We start from the raw sequence: 14,464 nt of genomic DNA, 5'->3' as shown, positions 1-14,464 counted from the left end.
GACAGCAAAGCTGTGGCGGCCGGTGAGGTAGGTCAATACAGCTCAGGCGATCAGTGACGGGCCTTGGCGCGACTGTTGCCACCGCCGCGCTGGATGCGCGGTTTCACCAGGGAAATTGGCGCGGCTTGCACCTTGCCACCCTTGGCGGCGCGGCGCAGTGCCTTGGCGGCCCGTTCCGGACGGTCCGCTTCCAGCAGCATGGTGGCGCTGTCGGCGATTTCCTGGGTGATGTCCTTGTTCATCGTGGCCGAAGTTTTCGGCACGAGGATGGTGGAGCCGGCGCGCAGGCTGGTGCGCTGGGGAATATTGTTGGCCTGGCGCAGCACGTCGGCCGTGGTGCCGAATTTCGACGCCAGGGTTTCGATGCGTTCGCGCGCATTGGTGATCTTGTGCGTCGTCCAGCTGGACAAGGCATGGCCCCATTGCGCCAGGTTGGTGGTGAACTTGGCGGCGTTTTCCTGTGGCAACAGAATCTTGGTCTTTTCGCCGCCGATGATGACGGGGCGGTTAAATTGCGGATTCAAGGCCTTGAATTCATCCATTGACAGCTCGGCCAGCTGGGCGGCAACGGTGATGTCGATGTCGCTGGTCTTGTCGATGGCCGTGAAATACGGCTGGTTGTCGACCACGGGCAGGGTCAGGCCGAACTGGGCCGGATTGGCGATGATGTTTTTCACCGCTTGCAGTTTCGGCACGTAGTTGCGCGTTTCGGCCGGCATCAGGTCGGCCAGGCTTTCGAAGTCGGTCGGCTTGCCCAGCGCCTGGTTTTTCTTGATGGCCCGCTGCACGGAGCCTTCGCCCCAGTTGTAGGCTGCCAGGGCCAGTTGCCAGTCGCCAAACATGTCATACAGGCGCTGCAGGTAGGTCAGGGCCGCATCGGTCGAGGCAAGCACGCCGCGGCGCTCGTCCTTGAACATGTTTTGCTTGAGGTTGAAATCACGCCCGGTGGCGGGCACGAATTGCCACATGCCGGCCGCATTGGCGCTGGAGAATGCTTGCGGGTTGAAGGCGGACTCGATGAACGGCAGCAAGGCCAGTTCCGTCGGCATGCCGCGCTTTTCCAGTTCCTGCACCACATGGAAGATGTAGCGCGACGCGCGTGCCGTGGTGCGGGCGATGTAGTCGGGGCGGGTGGCGTACCAGTTGACGTGGTTCGCCACCAGCTGGTTGTTGATGTCGGGAATCGCATAGCCGCTGCGGATGCGGCCCCAGACGTCGGCTTCGCGCAGCGGATCGGAATTGTCGCTGAGGTTTTTCAGCAGACGGTCGGTCTTTTGCAGGCGGTTGTCGAGGGTGGGGAGTTTCGCCGTGACCTGGGCGGTCATCGGGATCAGGGCGGGTGCGGCGGCGGCGACTGGCGCGTTATCGCTCTCAACACCGGCTTCGTACGCCTGGCTGAGGGCGGGCGCAAGCGCCAGGGCCAACGCCGCCAGGACGGTAGATTTAAAGGAGTTTTCGTGCATAGTGTTCCATTGTTGTCGTCGGAGAAACATCGGACAGACCCATGATCAAGCAGCGAGTGTACGTATATCCACATGCCGGAGTCAAGAATTATGTCAGCATGATGACAGGAAATAAGCGGCAATAAGTGGGTAACGGCTGAGTTTCCATTCGCAAATGCTGTCATTATTGCAAATTTAATTTGCCCGATGCGTGATTCGGCCGCTGTTATAGCATACATGGCGAGGAGGCTGGCGCAAGCCTGGATGGCGCCCGGTATGAGGCTGCGCAAAAGTGCGTACAATTTGGCTTTGGCCGGCCATTCAGCCGCCGGCCGCCTTATTAATAGAGAGTCAAGTATATGAACACCCCGCCGCGCCACGACGACGACAACGCCGTCATCATCGCCAATACCGTTGCCTGGCTGGAAAAGGCCGTGATCGGCCTGAACCTGTGCCCGTTCGCCAAGGCCGTGCACGTCAAGAAGCAGATCCGTTATGTGGTGTGCGAATCGGGCAATCCGGAAGATCTGCTGGCGATGCTGATGGACGAGCTGCAAACCCTGGCCGACACGGATCCCGAACAGATCGACACGACCCTGCTGATCCATCCGTACACCTTGAACGATTTCCTCGACTACAACGAGTTTCTCGACGTGGCCGACGCGGCCGTGGAAGACATGCACCTGGCCGGCGAACTGCAAGTGGCCAGTTTCCATCCGAATTACCAGTTTGCCGAAACGTTCGAGGACGACATCAGCAACTACACCAACCGCTCGCCGTACCCGACCCTGCACCTGCTGCGCGAAGACAGCATCGAGCGCGCCGTCGAGGCGTTCCCGGAAGCGTCGGAGATCTTTGACAAGAATATTGCCACGCTGGAAGCGTTGGGTACCGAAGGCTGGGAAAAGCTCGGCTTGCCGAAGGTGTCCTGATGGCGGACAAGGAATTGCCGCCGCGTCCAGACACGCCCTGCGTGGCCGTGTGCTCGACAACCTTTGATGAAATCTGCCGCGGCTGCGGCCGCAGCGTAGTGGAAGTGGCCCACTGGGTGTCGATGACGGATGAAGAAAAGGAAGTGGTATGGGTGAGGATTCTGGCGCAGGGGTATCCGCGCCGGAATACCTGATTTAACCCAGCTGCAACTGTCGGGGTCAGACCAGACGGGGGAATGCTTCCCAATGGGAAGCATTCCGATTCCGAAGGAACTGACCCCGGTACTTTTGGCGCTAGTGATTAATAGCTGCCAATAAAATCTTTCTTGCCCACTTCAATGCCATTGTGGCGCAGGATGTCGTACGCCGTCGTCGCGTGGAAGAAGAAGTGCGGCAGCGCGTAGTGGAACAGATAGGTCTGGCCCGTGAAGTGCTTGGTCTTTTCGCCGCTGCCGGTGGTGATGGCGCGCGTTTCGCTGCCGTCGATGTCCGCTTGCGGCAGGCTTTCCAGGAAGGCGATGGTTTTCACGATGCGCGCTTTCAGTTCCGCAAAGCTCTGTTCGCTGTCTTCATACGGTGGCACGGCCACGCCGGCCAGGCGCGCGCCGCAGCCCTTGGCGAAGTCGGTGGCGATCTGGATCTGGCGCACGAACGGCAGCATGTCCGGGAACAGGCGGAATTGCAGCAGGGCGTTCGGGTCGATTTTCTTGTCTTGCGCGTGCGTTTCCGCCTTGTCCAGGATGGCGGCCAGGCTGCCCAGGATCTGTTTGAAGACGGGGATCGAAGCGGAGTAGATGGAGAAGGTCATGGTGGTTCCTCTAGGTAAAGTGGCGCGATGATAGCAAGCTGCGCGCTTTTCTGCTGGCGCCGGCCGGGCGCGCCGGGCGGCGTGTGGTTTTTCAACCCTGTTTATATGACATGAGGTGGCCGTTGGCGTGTGTTTATTGGTGACTTCCCCCGCTTTTTCCATGCATAATTGCTCCTGATAAAGTTTCTTCCCGCCTCACCACCCGATTCCCCTGTAAAGTCAATGATCGCCCGCCTGATCCCTGTTGCCCTGTTGCCGCATGTTTAATTCACCTTACCAGCGCCTGCGCGCCAGCCTGCGTGTGCTGTACGGCTCGTCTATCTATGGCGCCTTGCTGCTGGTGGTATTTGGCGGCCTCGTCGTTCCCGCCATCTTCGGCAGCTATGTGCTGGTCGGCGTGCATGAGCGCCAGTCGGCGCGCACCAGCCTGAACGAAGCCTTGCAGCGCAATGCCGATATCCTGGCGCTGGGCATGCAGGAGTCGCTGTGGAACATGAACGCGGAATCGGCCCATTCGCTGGTCGAGTCGGTGATGCGCGACCGTTCCGTGCTGCTGGTGAAGGTGCTGGGGCAGGGCGACACGGAATTCATCAGCCTGCAGGCGCCGCAGCGGCCCGTGGGCAATCTGTACCGCGCCGAGCGCGACATCCTCGTGCGCGGCGAACGCATCGGCCACGTCGTCGTCGAGATGGACGATGCGCGCAGCCAGCAGGAGCTGCGCGAAAAGCAGATATCCTATATTTTCGTGCTGGGCGCGCAGCTGGCCGTGTCGATGGCGCTGATCGTGCTGTTCCTGAACCGCCGCCTGCTCAAACCCCTGCGCCGCCTGACGCGCTTTTCCGACCGCCTGTCGCACGGCGATTTCGACACGCCCCTGACCTCGCACAGCACTGACGAGCTGGGTCGCCTGACGGCCCAGCTTGAGCAAATGCGCGCGGCCATCGGCCAGCTGTTCGAGGATGTGGGCCAGCGGGAAGAGCGTTTCCGCACCATCGTCACGCAGGTGCCGGGCGCCGTCTTCCGCTACCGGCCCGACGGCCCCATCGATTTTGTCAGCGATGCCATCGAAGAGATTTCCGGCTATTCGGCGCGCCAGTTCATGCGCGGCACCACGCATGCCTGGGCCGACCTGATCTGTCCGGAAGACCGCCGCGAGCACCGCCGCGCCGTCCGCCAGGCGGTGGCCGAGGTACGTCCATATGCGCTCGAATACCGCATCATCGACGCTTTCGGCATCGAGCGCTGGGTGGCCGAGAATGGCCAGCCGCAGGCGGGCGAGCAGGGCGTCATCTGGGTCGACGGCATCATTGCCGACATCAGCCAGCGCAAGCACCACGAGATGCGCATCGAAGCGCTGCTGACGGAGCAGAGCGCGATTCTCGACAACGTGATGTTCGGCGTGATGTTCGTGCGCCACCGCCGCATCATTTCCGTCAACCGCCGCTGCGAGGAACTGTTCGGCTACGAGCATGCCGAGATGACGGGTAATTCGACGGCCATGGTGTTCATGAGTTCGTATGACTTCGAGGAGGCGGGCGAGCGCCAGTATCCGGCGCTGGCCATGGGCGGCGATTTCAGCGAGGAGCGCCAGTACAAGCGCCGTGACGGCAGCCTGTTCTGGGCGTTGGTCAGCGGCTGCGCGCTCGATCCGCTGCGCCCCAATGAAGGCAGCATCTGGGTGTATGCCGACATCACGGCGCGCAAGGAAGCCGAGGAAAAACTGCGCCTGTCGGCCACCGTGCTCGAACATATCGCCGACGGCGTGATGGTGGTCGATGCCAGCGGCATCATCGTCACCGTCAATCCCGCCTTCACGCAGATCACCGGCTATGCCGAAGCGGAGGCGGTGGGCCAGCACTCTTCGCTGACCCGCTCGGCGCGCCACGACTCTGCGTTCTACGAAGCCATGTGGAACGAGCTGAAGGGCAGCGGCTTCTGGCGCGGCGAAATCTGGCATCAGCGCAAGAATGGCGAGCTGTATCTTGAGTGGCTGACCATCAGCGCCGTGCGCGACGCGCGCGCCGGCACCACGCATTACGTGGGCGTGTTCAGCGATATCACCCTGATCAAGGAGTCGCAGGAAAAGCTCGACCACATGGCCCACCACGATCCGCTGACGGCCCTGCCGAACCGTTTGCTGTTCCACGACCGCCTGCAGCACGCCTTGCTGCGCGCCGCTCGCGACCAGGAGCAGCTGGCCGTGCTGTTCATCGACCTGGACCGCTTCAAGAACGTCAACGACACCCTGGGCCATCATGTGGGCGACGAACTGCTGCAAAAGGTGGCCGGCCAGCTGGCGGCCCGCCTGCGCGAAGGCGATACCCTGGCGCGCCTGGGCGGCGACGAGTTCATCGTGCTGCTCGAACGCGTCGACGGCGAGTACGGTGCGACGCAGGTGGCGGAAAAGCTGATGACCATGTTCGACCAGCCGTTCACGGTGGCCGACCATGAACTGTTCGTCACCTGCAGCGTGGGCATCAGCCTGTATCCGGACGATGCGCTGGACTTGAACATGTTGATCCGCAATGCCGACGTGGCCATGTACCAGGCCAAGGCACGCGGGCGCAATGGCTACCGCTTCTATGCGCCGTCGATGACGGGCGAAGGCGTCGAGCGGCTACGCCTGGAAACCTTTTTGCGCCGTTCGCTGGAAAAGAACGAGATGTTCCTCAATTACCAGCCGCAGGTGGAAATCGACACGGGCCGCCTGGTCGGCGTCGAGGCGCTGGTGCGCTGGAACCACCCGGAACTGGGCCTGGTGCCGCCCGCGCGCTTCATCCCGCTGGCCGAAGACAGCGGCTTCATCAACCAGCTGGGCAAATGGGTGCTCGACGAGGCATGCCGCCAGATGATGCGCTGGCAGGCGCAGGGCTTGCACGTGCCGAAGATGGCCGTGAATCTGTCGGTCAAGCAGTTCGAGCGGGGCAGCATCGCCGGCATGGTGGCCGACATTCTGAAGGAAACGGGTCTCGAGCCGCAGCGCCTGCAGCTGGAAGTGACGGAGTCCGTCATCATGAACACGGGCGACGCGCTTGGTTTCATCAACGACTTGCACGCCATCGGCGTGGGCCTGGCCATCGACGATTTCGGCACCGGCTATTCCTCGCTCGCGTATCTGAAGCAGCTGCCCGTGCAAACCCTGAAGATCGACCGCTCCTTTATCAAGGATATCTCGACGGACGTCAATGACGAAGCGATTGCGATTGCCATCATCCAGCTGGGCAAGAGCATGCAATTGTCCGTGATCGCCGAAGGTGTGGAGACGGAAGAGCAGGCGGCTTTCCTGCTGCGCCATGGCTGCAAGCTGGCGCAAGGTTATTTTTATAGCCGCCCGGTGCTGGCACAGGATATGCTGGAGCGCTGGATCGACCCGCTGGATCAACCACTAACCAATTAAAGGGTATCCCATGGCCGGAGAAAAAAATACGTCGCGCCGCCGTTTCCTGCTCCGCGGCCTGGGTCTCGGCGTGGCCGGCGTGGGTGCCCTGGTGCTGGGCTGGGGCGTGCTGCCGCCGCGCCAGCGCCTGCATGGCAGCGTGCCGCTGCCGCTGCAAGATGGCGCCGTGGCGCTGAACGGCTGGCTGGCCATCGGCACCGACGGCGCGGTGACCCTGGCCATGCCGCGCAGCGAGATGGGGCAGGGCGTGCACACGGCCTTGCCGATGCTGGTCGCAGAGGAGCTCGACGTGCCGCTGTCCAGCGTGAAGCTGATCCAGGCGCCCATGGACAAGATCTTCGGCAATGTCGCCATGCTCCAGGACGGCTTGCCTTTCCACCCGGACGACCAGGGCCGCGTAAAAGCGCTGGCCCAGTGGACGGTGGCCAAGGCGGCGCGCGAGCTGGGCGTGATCGTCACGGGCGGCTCGTCGAGCGTGAAGGATGGCTGGGGTCCCATGCGCGAAGCGGGCGCGTCGGCGCGCGCCATGCTGGTGGGGGCCGCCGCCGCGTTGTGGCAGGTGCCGGCTGCGCAGTGCCGCACGGAAAATGGCGCAGTGCTGCACCCGGATGGCCGGCGCGCCAGCTACGCCAGCCTGGCGCAGCGCGCCGCCGCAATCGACCCGGGCACGCCCGTGCTGAAGCTGCCCAAGGATTTCAAATTGATCGGCCAGCCGGCGCCGCGCCGCGACACGCCATCCAAAGTCAATGGCAGCGCGCGCTTCGGCATCGATGCGCGCCCGCCCGGCATGCTGTATGCGGCCCTGCATCTGCCGCCGCGCCTGGGCGATATCCTGTCCGCGTTCGACGCGGCGCCCGTGCTGGCCATGCCCGGGGTGAAAAAGGTGCTGGACCTGACGCCGTACCTGGCTCAGCGCAGCGTCTCGTGTGCCGCCGTGGTGGCCGACACCTGGTGGCGCGCCAAGCAGGCGGCGGCCGCCTTGCCGACGCAGTGGAAGGCTGGCCCGCAGGCGAATTTGTCCAGCGCCGGCGTGTATGCGGGGTTTGCCCGCCTGCTCGATAGCGAAGCGGGCTATGCCTATCACGCCAGCGGCCAGGTGGAAAGCAAGGCCGTGCAGGGCATGCGGCAGGTTACCGCCGAGTACCGCGCGCCATTCCTCGCGCACGCCGCCATGGAACCCGTCAACTGCACCGCGCAAGTCAAGGATGGCAAGGTGATGCTGTGGGTCTCGACGCAGGCGCCCGGCATCGCCGTCGACGTGGCGGCGAAAGTGGCCGGCGTCGCTGCGAAGGACGTCGTCATCGAGGTGCTGCTGCTCGGTGGCGGTTTCGGCCGCCGCCTGGAAGTGGACATGATCGCCCAGGCCGTGGCCATCGCACTGCAGTGCGGCGGCGCGCCCGTGCAGCTGGTGTGGACGCGCGAACAGGATACGCAGCACGATATGTACCGTCCCGCCGCGCTGGCCCGCTTTGCGGCCCGCCTCGATGAACACGGCCGCATCGCTTCCTGGGACAACAAATCCGTCAGCGGCTCCATCACGCACCAGTTTTTGCAGCGTAATTTCGGCTTGCCCGGTGCGGGGCCGGACAAGACCACGGCCGAAGGCGAATTCGACATGCCGTATGAAATTGCCAGCCAGCGCATCGCCCACGTGATCGCCGACAGTCCCGTGCCTATCGGTTACTGGCGCTCGGTGGGGCACTCGCACAACGCTTTTTTCAAGGAAAGCTTTATCGACGAACTGGCCCACGCGGCGGGGCAGGATGGCATCGCTTTCCGCCGTGCCATGCTGGTGCGGCACCCGCGCCACCTGGCCGTGCTCGATGCGGCAGTTGCCAAGGCGGGAACGCCTCCGCCCGGCCATGCGCATGGCGTGGCCTTGCACCAGTCGTTCGGCAGCATCGTGGCGCAAGTGGCGCAGGTGTCCGTGGAAAACGGAGAAATCCGCGTGCAGCGCGTGGTGTGCGCCATCGATTGCGGCATCGCCGTCAATCCGAACATCATCGCCCAGCAGATGGAGTCGGCCGTGCTGTTTGGCCTGTCGGCGGCGCTGGGCGGCGAGATCACCTTCAAGGAGGGGAAAGTCGAGCAGGCTAACTTCCACGACTATCCCGTGCTGCGCATGGGGCAAACCCCCGAGGTGGAAACCGTCATCATCGCCAGCGCCGAGCATCCGGAAGGCGTGGGCGAGCCCGGTACGCCGCCGATTGCGCCGGCCGTGGCCAACGCCGTGTTCATCCTGACGGGAAAACGGCTGCGCAGCCTGCCGCTGCGCCTGGGTTAATTTACATCAAGCCAGGGTGGCGGCGAGGAGGTTGCGCAGATTGCAGTCGCGCTGCCAGTCGCGCCGCTCCTGCGTGCTGGTGGCCAGCGCCGCCAGTTCAGCCCCGCTGAGCGCCTGCTGCGCCTGCACCATGCGGTGCGCCAGGCCGCCGTCGGGCAGCACAGTGCCGAAGAAGGCCACGTTGTCCTCGTGCTGGATCAGCAGGGTGGGGAAGTTGTCGATGTCGAGGTCGCCCACCACGTCGGCCTGGTCTTCGATGTCGACCCAGACGAAGACGGTGTCAGGATGGCGCGCGGCCAGTTCCTCGAATGTGGCGCGGTAGCTGCCGCAAGTGCCGCACCACAGCGCGCACAGGCAGGCCACCGTCCAGCGCGGGCCGGCCAGGGCTGCCGCGACGTCGGCGCGGTTATCGGTCGTGAGGGTCAGGCTGTGCATGGTCGTATCTGGTTAATAGGGCGATGGGCGCCGGGCGCCCGATGCGCGTATTCTACCGCGCCCGGCCACCGCAGTCCCGGGAATGCATGGGCTTGTTTATCCGTGTTTTTTGATGCAATACACCTTTCTGGTGGATAATGCTGGTAATTGCGCGCTGATTACGCTGGTCCATGCTGTTTCCTGGCCCCGCAGCCTGACCCCTCCAGTCTGTTTTCATGCCCTGCCCGGTGTCAGCGCTCCCGCCTTTATTTATTTTTATTATGGAATTAGCCAGCTTATGTTGAGTTACCGCCACGCCTTTCACGCGGGTAATCACGCCGATGTGTTGAAACATTATGTGCAGATTCAGTTGTTGCAATATCTGAATCAAAAAGATACCGCCTATAGTTATATCGATACCCACTCCGGCGCGGGCGTGTATGCGCTCGACGGCGGCTATGCCTCGAAAAATGCCGAGTACGAAACGGGCATCGCGCCCCTGTGGGACCGTACGGACTTGCCGGCCTCGCTGGCCGAGTACATGAAGCTGATCAAGGAAATGAATCCGAGCGGCAAGATGCGCTATTACCCGGGGTCGCCGTACTGCGCGGACAAGGTCAGCCGCGAGCAAGACCGTCTGCGCCTGTTCGAGCTGCATCCTGCGGACGCAAAGATTCTGGCCGACAACTTCCGCAAGGTCGAGGCGCATGCGCTGGCGCAGGGCGAGCGTCCAACCGTGCGCGGCAAGCGCGTGCTGATCACCAAGGCTGACGGTTTCCAGAGCCTGAAAGCCCTGCTGCCGCCGCCATCGCGCCGCGCGCTGGTGCTGATCGACCCGCCATATGAAGACAAGATGGATTACCGCAAGGTCAAGGACACCCTGGCCGACGCCCTCGTGCGCTTCCCTTCGGGCATGTATGCCGTCTGGTACCCCGTGCTGCAGCGCATGGAATCGCGCCAGTTTGCCGACAAGCTCAAGCAATTGCCCAGCTCGGACTGGCTGCACGTGACCCTGACGGTCAACACTCCGTCGCCGGACGGTTTTGGCTTGCACAGCAGCGGCATGTTCATTTTGAACCCGCCGTACACGCTGGAGCCGATGTTGCGCGAAGTCATGCCGTACCTGGTGAAGGTGCTGGGCCGCGACGATGGCGCGAAGTTCGTATTGGAAACGGGCAAGGGCGGACAGAAAAATACCGGTACCCGTCGCGTGTAGTGACTGTCGTAGCGGGGTAATGCAAACGCCACGGTGCATTTGACCGTGGCGTTTTTTTTATGGGCGGGGGATTACTGTCCCAGCAGCAAGAACACGGTCGGTTTCTTGTGGAAGTCAGGTGCCTTGCCGGCGGCCAATTGTTTCTTCCACTGGCCGCCATTCCACGTTTGCACGCTTTCCGTGTCCAGGCTCAGGTCGGTGGCAACGCAGATCAGGGTCGAGGGCGCGCATTGCGCCACCAGCGCTTCGAGCATGGCCGCATTGCGGTACGGCGTTTCGATGAACAGCTGGGTCTGCTTTTCATTGCGCGAACGCACTTCCAGTTCCTTGATGCGCTTGGCGCGCAGGGCCGCGTCCGTGGGCAGGTAGCCGTTGAAGGCGAAACTCTGGCCGTTCAAGCCGCTGGCCATCACGGCCAGCAGGATCGACGACGGCCCCACCAGCGGGCGCACCTTGATGCCGTGCTGATGCGCCAGGCGCACCAGGTCTGCACCGGGGTCGGCCACGGCGGGCACGCCTGCTTCCGACACGAGGCCCGCATCGCGTCCCGCCAGCAGGGGCGCCAGCAAGCCGGCCAGCGCTTGCGCCGGGGTATTTACGTTAAGTTCGGAAATCGTGATTTCCTGCAGCGGCTTGGCCAGCGGATGCTGGTTGCCGATCAGTTTCAGGAAGGCGCGCGCCGTCTTGGCGTTTTCTGCCACGAAATAATCGAGCTGCGACGTGATCTGCCGTACTTGCTCTGGAATGATGTGGGCCAGCGGGTCGGCCGGGCTGTCGGACAGGCCGAGGTGGTTGGGAATCAGGTACAGGGTGCCGGTCATATTCTTATTGTCGGTATATTGAATGAATTAAAGGGTGAAGAACGCGACGCCCGCCTTGCGCAGCATGCCGGTGAGGGCGATCAGCGGCAAACCGGTCAGGGCGGTCGGGTCGGTGCTGTCAATGCGCTCGAGCAGGGCGATGCCCAGGCCCTCGTTCTTGGCGCTGCCGGCGCAATCGTACGGCTGCTCGATGCGCAGGTAGGCATCCAGTTCGGCATCGGACAAGTCGCGCACGTTGACGAGGGTCTGGATATCTTCCACTTGCGCCACAGGCGGACTCTGGCGACCGTCGAGCAGGCAGAGGGCCGTGTGGAACACGGTCTGGCGTCCGCGCATGGTTTGCAGCTGCAGCAGGGCGTTCGCATGGTTGCCCGGCTTGCCGATCTGCGCACCGTCCAAGGTGGCGACCTGGTCGGAGCCGATGACGAGGCTGCCAGGGTAGCGGTCGAGTACGGCCTGCGCCTTTGCCTGGGCCAGGCGCAGGGCCGTGGCGCTGGGGCTTTCGCCTGGCAGCGGGCTTTCGTCGAGATCGGGAACGGCGACCTCGAAAGGCAGGCGCAGGCGTTCCAGCAATTCCTTGCGGTAGGTCGAACTCGATGCAAGAATCAAGCGCAATGGGACGGAAGTTGGTATCATTCGGTAGTGGATGGCGGCCGGCATGGCCGCGCTGGTCGATGTCAGTGGAATTTCACGCAAATTCCAGGGCGCAGAGCCCACAACTGAGGCTCCATGCGGCATGACGGTGTTGATGAAGTTGTCATGTTTATGGCAATGATTGCGTCAAAAAAGATGCTTAGCCTTTGACTCCGTGCTAAAAACCCTGTTATTATCGCAGGTTTTCCGGGGAAATTTTCTACCAATGAATGCTTTTGTGATCGACGCCTTTGATTTTTGTCGTATCAGCGGGAGCCGCGAGGGTGTAACTCCTGTCGCTGAAATGACCCGGTTGACCAAGGATTGTGCAGATAGTTCCGGCGAGATCGCCTGGAAGATCGTCGGCGGCACCAGCAAGCTGGGCTACCCACAACTGACCTTGTCGGTCAACGGCACCGTTCAGCTGGTTTGCCAGCGCTGCCTGACTCCGTATGCTTACGCAATTGATTCGACGACCACTCTGATGCTGGGCAAGGATGACGAGCACGCGGACGAGATCGAAGAAATCATCAACGATGAATCGATCGACGTGATCGTCGGCAGCCGCAGCATGGATGCCGCGGCCCTGATCGAAGATGAAGCCTTGCTGGCCCTGCCGCAGGTACCCAAACACGACGTCTGCCCCGATACGGCGCAGCTCGATGCTCTCAAGACTGAAAAGAAGTCGCCGTTTGCGGCCCTGAAAGACTTGAAGCCAGAATAAGTTAAGAGAATAAGTAGTAGTGGTAGTTTGTAGGGGGCCTCAAAAACCGTAGCGAGCGGCCCAATATCGTCTTGAGTAGCGCAAGCATACGGAAGTACGCTGAGCAACGCCGAGGCGATAGTGGGACGCGCAGTGGGTTTGTGAGGCTCCGCTTAGAGAACGTGTCAAACGCGTGTAGTAATCGAGTATGGCAAGTGTAGTGAAATGTAATTGTAATAAACGATGTCGGTCCGGGCTATTTTCGGGTAGTCTTTGCCGCTGGGATACTCGATTCGCATGTATTTGCTAATCGATTGTGCTAAAATTTTAGAACTTATGTATTAGGAGTCATCATGGCAGTTCAACAGAACAAGAAAACCCCTTCCAAGCGCGGCATGCACCGTTCGCACGACTTCCTGGTCGCGCCGCAATTGAGCGTCGAGCCAGTTACCGGCGAAACACACATGCGTCACCATATCAGCCCTAACGGCTTCTATCGTGGCCGTAAAGTGTTGAAGACCAAAAACGACGAGTAATCGACGTTTTTGTTGGGTAAGATGAAAGCGGTGTTGCGTGGTTATTCGGCGTGGCGCCGCTTCTTCTTTTTTATCGGCTGCAATTCATCTTGCGCACCCGTCATTTTGAATCAAGCTTGCTCAGGCGGTGCATGACATGCTGCGCCCTGCATATGCTCCAGTCCGATTCACATCTTGCCGCACGCCCGCAGCGGTATTGAATCAACACAAATGACAATCAAAATTTCTATCGACTGCATGGGCGGAGATCACGGTCCCTCAGTCACTATCCCCGCAGCAATTTCCTTCGTAAAACATGAGCCTGAAGCTGAACTGATCCTGGTTGGATTGGAAGACGTGATCCGTGCCGAACTGAAAAAACATAAAGCCGACACGCACCCGCGCCTGTCGGTATTGCATGCCTCCGAACAAGTTACCATGGACGATCCCCTGGAAGTGGCCCTGCGCCGCAAGAAGGATTCCTCCATGCGCGTGGCCATCGAACAGGTCAAGAACGGCGTGGCGCAAGCCTCCGTTTCCGCCGGTAATACGGCAGCCCTGATGGCCGTGTCGCGCTATGTATTGAAAACCATGTCCGGCGTCGACCGCCCGGCCATCTGCAGCATCTTGCCGAATCAAAAGAACGGCCCCACCTACATGCTGGACCTGGGCGCCAACGTCGATTGCGAACCGCATCACTTGCACCAGTTCGCCATCATGGGTTCCGTGCTGGTGTCCGCCATGGAAGGCATCGCACGCCCGACGATCGGCTTGCTGAACGTGGGCACGGAAGATATCAAGGGCAATGAAGTGGTCAAGCTCACCTCGAAGCTGCTGCAGGCCGACCACGAGCGTGGCGCGCTGAACTTCTACGGCAACGTGGAAGGCAACGATATCTTCAAGGGTACGACCGATATCGTCGTCTGCGACGGTTTTGTCGGCAATGTCACCCTGAAAGCCATCGAAGGTCTGGCGCGCTTCATGAAAGACGTGCTCACTTCCGAATTCAAGCGCAATCCGATCACCATGCTGGGCGCGCTGATCGCCCGCGGGGCCCTGAAAGCCATCGGCAACCGTTTGAATCCATCGCGTTACAACGGCGCCAGCCTGCTGGGCTTGCGTGGCCTCGTCTTCAAGAGCCATGGCAGCGCCGATGCCTATTCGTTCGAATGGGCCTTGCGCCGCGCCTTTGATGCGGCAAAAAATGACGTGCAAGCGCACCTGGCCAGCCTGATCGCCGAGCTGATGCCGCGCACGCCAGTACCGGACGAACCTACATCAACAAGCTCTACCATTTAG

General features: G+C 61.7%; 13 protein-coding genes. 8 read left to right on the top strand and 5 right to left on the bottom strand.

Annotated features, from left to right (window positions below):
* Positions 1 to 50: 50 nt before the first annotated feature.
* A complete protein-coding gene (locus LSO07_RS20670; protein ID WP_034779271.1) occupies positions 51 to 1,463 on the bottom strand; it encodes a transglycosylase SLT domain-containing protein in 1,413 nt (470 codons plus the stop codon).
* A 338-nt stretch (positions 1,464 to 1,801) separates the two neighbouring features.
* Between LSO07_RS20670 and LSO07_RS20665 the strand changes: the two genes are divergently transcribed.
* Complete coding sequence (locus LSO07_RS20665) at positions 1,802 to 2,374, top strand: DUF1415 domain-containing protein (RefSeq protein ID WP_034779269.1); 573 nt, start codon at positions 1,802 to 1,804, stop codon at positions 2,372 to 2,374.
* Entirely contained in the window at positions 2,374 to 2,568 is a 195-nt protein-coding gene (locus tag LSO07_RS20660) for a DUF1289 domain-containing protein (protein ID WP_034779267.1), read from the top strand. The genes LSO07_RS20665 and LSO07_RS20660 overlap by 1 nt, the downstream gene beginning before the upstream one ends.
* A gap of 107 nt (positions 2,569 to 2,675) precedes the next feature.
* Here the strand turns inward: LSO07_RS20660 and LSO07_RS20655 are convergent, their stop codons facing one another.
* Positions 2,676 to 3,182: a DUF1993 domain-containing protein gene (locus LSO07_RS20655; protein WP_034779265.1), complete on the bottom strand. Its 507-nt coding sequence runs from the start codon at positions 3,180 to 3,182 to the stop codon at positions 2,676 to 2,678.
* Positions 3,183 to 3,441: 259 nt separating this feature from the next.
* On the opposite strand from LSO07_RS20655, the gene LSO07_RS20650 reads away from it, so the two are divergent.
* Positions 3,442 to 6,579 carry an EAL domain-containing protein gene (locus tag LSO07_RS20650; protein ID WP_151096449.1) on the top strand — a complete coding sequence of 1,046 codons (3,138 nt, stop codon included), beginning with the start codon at positions 3,442 to 3,444 and terminating at the stop codon, positions 6,577 to 6,579.
* A gap of 10 nt (positions 6,580 to 6,589) precedes the next feature.
* A complete protein-coding gene (locus LSO07_RS20645; RefSeq protein WP_151096448.1) occupies positions 6,590 to 8,863 on the top strand; it encodes a xanthine dehydrogenase family protein molybdopterin-binding subunit in 2,274 nt (757 codons plus the stop codon).
* A 6-nt stretch (positions 8,864 to 8,869) separates the two neighbouring features.
* Here LSO07_RS20645 and LSO07_RS20640 read toward each other — a convergent pair whose 3' ends face one another.
* Entirely contained in the window at positions 8,870 to 9,298 is a 429-nt protein-coding gene (locus tag LSO07_RS20640; protein ID WP_070280209.1) for a thioredoxin family protein, read from the bottom strand.
* A gap of 277 nt (positions 9,299 to 9,575) precedes the next feature.
* Here LSO07_RS20640 and LSO07_RS20635 point away from each other — a divergent pair, with 277 nt between their 5' ends.
* Positions 9,576 to 10,493 carry a 23S rRNA (adenine(2030)-N(6))-methyltransferase RlmJ gene (locus tag LSO07_RS20635; protein ID WP_034749665.1) on the top strand — a complete coding sequence of 306 codons (918 nt, stop codon included), beginning with the start codon at positions 9,576 to 9,578 and terminating at the stop codon, positions 10,491 to 10,493.
* A 71-nt stretch (positions 10,494 to 10,564) separates the two neighbouring features.
* Here the strand turns inward: LSO07_RS20635 and LSO07_RS20630 are convergent, their stop codons facing one another.
* Positions 10,565 to 11,314 (bottom strand): SAM-dependent methyltransferase, encoded by a 750-nt coding sequence (locus LSO07_RS20630; RefSeq protein ID WP_034779244.1) that lies wholly within the window; start codon positions 11,312 to 11,314, stop codon positions 10,565 to 10,567.
* A 27-nt stretch (positions 11,315 to 11,341) separates the two neighbouring features.
* Positions 11,342 to 11,950 (bottom strand): Maf-like protein, encoded by a 609-nt coding sequence (locus tag LSO07_RS20625; protein WP_151097836.1) that lies wholly within the window; start codon positions 11,948 to 11,950, stop codon positions 11,342 to 11,344.
* Positions 11,951 to 12,173: 223 nt separating this feature from the next.
* On the opposite strand from LSO07_RS20625, the gene LSO07_RS20620 reads away from it, so the two are divergent.
* The 3 genes from LSO07_RS20620 to plsX all read left to right on the top strand — a co-directional run bounded on the left by LSO07_RS20620 (position 12,174) and on the right by plsX (position 14,464).
* Positions 12,174 to 12,671 (top strand): YceD family protein, encoded by a 498-nt coding sequence (locus LSO07_RS20620; RefSeq protein WP_034779242.1) that lies wholly within the window; start codon positions 12,174 to 12,176, stop codon positions 12,669 to 12,671.
* A gap of 332 nt (positions 12,672 to 13,003) precedes the next feature.
* On the top strand, positions 13,004 to 13,186 hold the full coding sequence (rpmF, locus tag LSO07_RS20615) for a 50S ribosomal protein L32 (RefSeq protein ID WP_034749653.1): 183 nt from the start codon (positions 13,004 to 13,006) through the stop codon (positions 13,184 to 13,186).
* 210 nt (positions 13,187 to 13,396) lie between these two features.
* Positions 13,397 to 14,464 (top strand): phosphate acyltransferase PlsX, encoded by a 1,068-nt coding sequence (gene plsX / locus LSO07_RS20610; RefSeq protein ID WP_034779241.1) that lies wholly within the window; start codon positions 13,397 to 13,399, stop codon positions 14,462 to 14,464.

The organism is Janthinobacterium sp. PLB04 (genome assembly GCF_021165895.1).
Classification (GTDB): domain Bacteria; phylum Pseudomonadota; class Gammaproteobacteria; order Burkholderiales; family Burkholderiaceae_D; genus Janthinobacterium; species Janthinobacterium lividum.
The sequence above is the reverse complement of the archived record's forward strand: the minus strand, read 5'-3'. Positions and strand labels throughout refer to the sequence as shown.

What these genes read in the sequence shown, in the direction of transcription:
- LSO07_RS20650 (WP_151096449.1), top strand. Translation starts at nt 3,442, where the DNA reads ATGTTTAATTCACCTTACCAGCGCCTGCGCGCCAGCCTGCGTGTGCTG.
- LSO07_RS20630 (WP_034779244.1), bottom strand. Translation starts at nt 11,314, where the DNA reads ATGACCGGCACCCTGTACCTGATTCCCAACCACCTCGGCCTGTCCGAC.
- LSO07_RS20620 (WP_034779242.1), top strand. Translation starts at nt 12,174, where the DNA reads ATGAATGCTTTTGTGATCGACGCCTTTGATTTTTGTCGTATCAGCGGG.
- LSO07_RS20665 (WP_034779269.1), top strand. Translation starts at nt 1,802, where the DNA reads ATGAACACCCCGCCGCGCCACGACGACGACAACGCCGTCATCATCGCC.
- LSO07_RS20625 (WP_151097836.1), bottom strand. Translation starts at nt 11,950, where the DNA reads ATGATACCAACTTCCGTCCCATTGCGCTTGATTCTTGCATCGAGTTCG.
- LSO07_RS20635 (WP_034749665.1), top strand. Translation starts at nt 9,576, where the DNA reads ATGTTGAGTTACCGCCACGCCTTTCACGCGGGTAATCACGCCGATGTG.
- LSO07_RS20670 (WP_034779271.1), bottom strand. Translation starts at nt 1,463, where the DNA reads ATGCACGAAAACTCCTTTAAATCTACCGTCCTGGCGGCGTTGGCCCTG.
- LSO07_RS20660 (WP_034779267.1), top strand. Translation starts at nt 2,374, where the DNA reads ATGGCGGACAAGGAATTGCCGCCGCGTCCAGACACGCCCTGCGTGGCC.
- rpmF (WP_034749653.1), top strand. Translation starts at nt 13,004, where the DNA reads ATGGCAGTTCAACAGAACAAGAAAACCCCTTCCAAGCGCGGCATGCAC.
- plsX (WP_034779241.1), top strand. Translation starts at nt 13,397, where the DNA reads ATGACAATCAAAATTTCTATCGACTGCATGGGCGGAGATCACGGTCCC.
- LSO07_RS20645 (WP_151096448.1), top strand. Translation starts at nt 6,590, where the DNA reads ATGGCCGGAGAAAAAAATACGTCGCGCCGCCGTTTCCTGCTCCGCGGC.
- LSO07_RS20640 (WP_070280209.1), bottom strand. Translation starts at nt 9,298, where the DNA reads ATGCACAGCCTGACCCTCACGACCGATAACCGCGCCGACGTCGCGGCA.
- LSO07_RS20655 (WP_034779265.1), bottom strand. Translation starts at nt 3,182, where the DNA reads ATGACCTTCTCCATCTACTCCGCTTCGATCCCCGTCTTCAAACAGATC.